Origin of the sequence: Deinococcus sp. (assembly GCF_030523985.1) — a bacterium.
In the GTDB taxonomy this organism is placed as follows: Bacteria; Deinococcota; Deinococci; order Deinococcales; family Deinococcaceae; genus Deinococcus.
The window spans coordinates 26,193-29,468 of record NZ_JAUNHK010000002.1 but is presented as its reverse complement, the minus strand read 5'-3'; the positions used below and the strand labels follow the sequence as shown (position 1 = coordinate 29,468).

The 3,276-nt window shown below is 66.5% G+C and carries 3 protein-coding genes; all 3 read right to left on the bottom strand.

What is annotated here, in order from left to right; genetic code table 11:
• On the bottom strand, window positions 1–530 hold a 530-nt coding region (locus tag Q4C89_RS00670; RefSeq protein WP_303100682.1), incomplete at its 3' end, for an ROK family protein.
• Between the two features lie 40 nt (window positions 531–570).
• Complete coding sequence (locus Q4C89_RS00665; protein WP_303100681.1) at window positions 571–1,788, bottom strand: toxic anion resistance protein; 1,218 nt, start codon at window positions 1,786–1,788, stop codon at window positions 571–573.
• A 207-nt stretch (window positions 1,789–1,995) separates the two neighbouring features.
• Window positions 1,996–3,276: protoporphyrinogen oxidase (hemG, locus tag Q4C89_RS00660; RefSeq protein ID WP_303100680.1), on the bottom strand; the 1,281-nt coding region annotated here is incomplete at its 5' end.

Genomic DNA, 3,276 nt, shown 5'->3' with positions numbered 1-3,276 from the left:
GGCTCTCCCGCCTGGGTTTGAACCAGGGTGGACCCCAGTTCGGCGTCCAGCCCGTTGTCGGCCAGATGGAGCCGCCCTCCCAGCACCAGCCCGGCCCCGATGCCCGTACTGACCGTGACGAACGCGAAGTCTCGCACCCCCCGGCCCGCTCCGGCCTGGGCTTCACCCCACGCGGCGGCGCGGGCGTCGTTGAGGACGACGACGGGCTGTGCCAGTTCCCGTTCCAGTCGCTCCGCCAGCGGGGTTCCCGCCCAGCCAGGAAAAATGTGTTCGGCGGTGGACTGCACCACGCCGCCCCGGATGGCCCCGGCGCAGGCCACTCCGACGCCCGCCAATGGCTGCCGGGTCAGCGGGCGGGCCAGCGCGACGGCTGCCGCGATCACGGCGTCAGGGCCAGCGGGCTGCGGCGTAGCGACCTGCTGGCGCTGGCTGACCTCCCCCCCCTGGACCAGCGCGGCCCGGATAGAGGTGCCGCCAATGTCGAGTGCAAGAAAGGGAAGGGCAGCAGGGGAGGAAGGCACGCCGCCCATTGTGGCTCATCGCGTCGGGGGTGCTGAGGCGCGGGGAGGCTCAGGACAGTTTCAAGTCGCCTTCCTGGGTCACGTTCAGCCCCTGGGCGATTTCGCGGGACGCGCTCTGGCGCTCGCGGTCGAGGTAATGCTGAGCGTGGCCCACTTCCTTGTCGAGGACGCGGATGGTTTCGCTGAAGCGCTCCAGCGCCTGCTGGCGGTAGGTGCTGATGCTGTCGAGTGCGCCGTAGACCTCGCGGAAGGCGTTCTGGATGACCTGCGGGTCTACTGTGGCGCTTCCGGCCTGTTTCTGAATCTCGGTGGACTGCTGGCGCAGCAGTTGCGCGGTGGACGAAATCATCTTGCCCGTGGTGTCGTTGACCGCCGTGACCTGTCCCAGCACGGCCTGCTGCGTGCCGAGCGCCTGCGACACCATCAGGGCCGTTTTGAGGGCGCTGACGGTGGTGGTCGTGGCACGGTCTACGCCTTTAATCAGTTCCATGTTGTTGCGCCGCACCAGGTCGAGGGCCAGGTACCCCTGAATGCTGACCGCCAGTTGGGTCATCAGGTCGGTGACGCGCTGGCGCACGGCGAACAGCAGCTCCTCGGAAACGATGCGGGCCTTTTCCGGGTCGGTCTGGGCGAGTTGCGTCAGTTGCGCGGTCAGCGCCTCGTCTACCGCCTTGCCGACGTGGGCGTACTGCCGCAGCTTTTGCATGGTTTCCCAGAGGTGGACCTTTTCCGTTTCAATCACGGCGTTGTCGCGGCGCAGTTCGTCCTGGCCCCGGTAGAGCGATTCCAGAATGCCGTTGAGGTGCGCCTGGGCCGACTGGTATTTGTCGAGGTGGCTCTGCACTTTCTTCGCGCCGGGCAGCAACCCGAACAATCGGCGCGGGGTGGGCGTGCGGCTGGGGTCGAGGTCTTCGACGGTGCGGCGCAGGTCGGTCAGGCCGCGCAGAATGTCGCTGCCTTCGGCCAGTGCCCCGGCTTTGGTGGCCCGCAGGGGACGGTCGAGCATCCGGTTGCTGCTCTGGGCGGCGGCCCGCTGCTCGGGGAGGCCGAGGTCGTGCACGGCGTCGAGCTTGCGCCGGAATTCGGGCGAGTTGGTTCCGGCGCTCAGCACGTCCTGGGCAAAGGCGCGGGCCATACCGTCGAGCCGCACGCGGTCTTCGGGCGAGAGCGGCACCATTTCGGGCGCTTCGGCAGGCTGAACACTCGGCACCGCGTCCGGGGCCTGGAGCATGGCGTCGGGGGGAGTCAGCAGGGGCCTATCGGTCATACCTTCCATTACGCGCCGGGATGGTGAGAAGTTGCATCCGGCAAAAGGTGGAGCGTGGGGGCAGCGGCTGCCTGCGGTTTGCTCGGGCGTAAGACGGAGGCACAGGTCATGGAGACGGATGCCCGGTCGTTGTCTGCCGAGTCACGTGTAGGACAACAAAAAACCCCTGCGGCTGGGCAGGGGAAACTATCAGATGTGGGGATAGGATTAGGCGTCGAGGCTCAGGGCCGTGACCACTTCCCGCGCTGCCGTCCGCCCCGCGTTCACGCAGTCGGGAATGCCCACGCCCGTGTAACTCGCGCCCGCGACCTTCACGTTGCCCGGCAGCGCAGCGCGAATGCGGGCCAGATGTTCCAGATGCCCCACCTGATACGCGGGGTTTTTGCCGCGCCAGTCGGCGTAGGCGTACCACAACGGTTCGCCCTCTGCGCCGAACAGCCGTGCCACTTCGCGCTCGGCCTCGTCACGTGCTCTAGCAGGTTCCAAATCCTTGAAAAACACCCGCACCAGCACATGCCCCTCGGGGGCGCGGCCGTGCATTTTGGCGGAATGCACCGTGATGGCCTTCATCTGAATGCCTTCGTCGGCGGCGACTTGCAGGCCGTGCAGGTGCATGTCTTGCGGGAATTGCCCCTCGCGGTAGGCCAGAATGACCGCCACCGAGCCGTTGGCTTTGAGTTCGCCCACCAGCGCGGAAGCCTCGGGGAAACTCTGGTGCAGCATCGGCGCGGCGTACCACGCGGGCGTGGTCAGGATGACGCCGCTCCCCGCGATTTTTTCGCCACCTGCACCATTTGAACTGGCAACGGTCACGCCGTCGGGATGCACCGCCAGCACAGGCGTATGCAAACGCACGTCGCCCGTCAGTTTGGCGGCCACCGCGTTCGCCAGCGTGGACATCCCGCCCCTAAACGACCCGAAAATCGGCCCCTGGGCGCGGGGCGTGGCGCGGCTGCCCGCAATCACGCTGCCGTATTTCTGCTCCAGCGCCAGAAATTGCGGGAAGGCGGCCTTCATGCTCAGCTCGTGCGGGTTGGCGACGTAGATGCCCGCCGCGAGTGGCACGATGAAATTCATCGCTTCCTCGCCAAAGCGCCGCGTGATGAAGCTGGCGAGCGACTCGTCCTCATCGGTCGGGGGCTTGGGCGGAATGTGCTGCTCGTCCAGCATCCGCTGCAAACCTTCGGGCGAAAGAACGCCGCTTTGCAGGAAGCTCTCATCGTCCAGCGGCACGAACATCTTGAGGTTCTGCGGAAAGTCCAGCAGTTGGCCGCCGCGCAGGAAATACAGCTTTTTGGTGTCCTCGCGGGGGTGAATCAGTTCCTCATGTAGCCCGACCTCGTGCGCCAACTCCAGCGCCCAGGGCTTGCCGAGGATGAAGGCGTCGGCGGCCTTTTCCACCAGAAAACCGTCCTCGGTGGGTTCGGACTGCACCTTGCCGCCGAAGTAGTCGCCCGCTTCCAGCAGGACATACGGCACGCCGCGCTG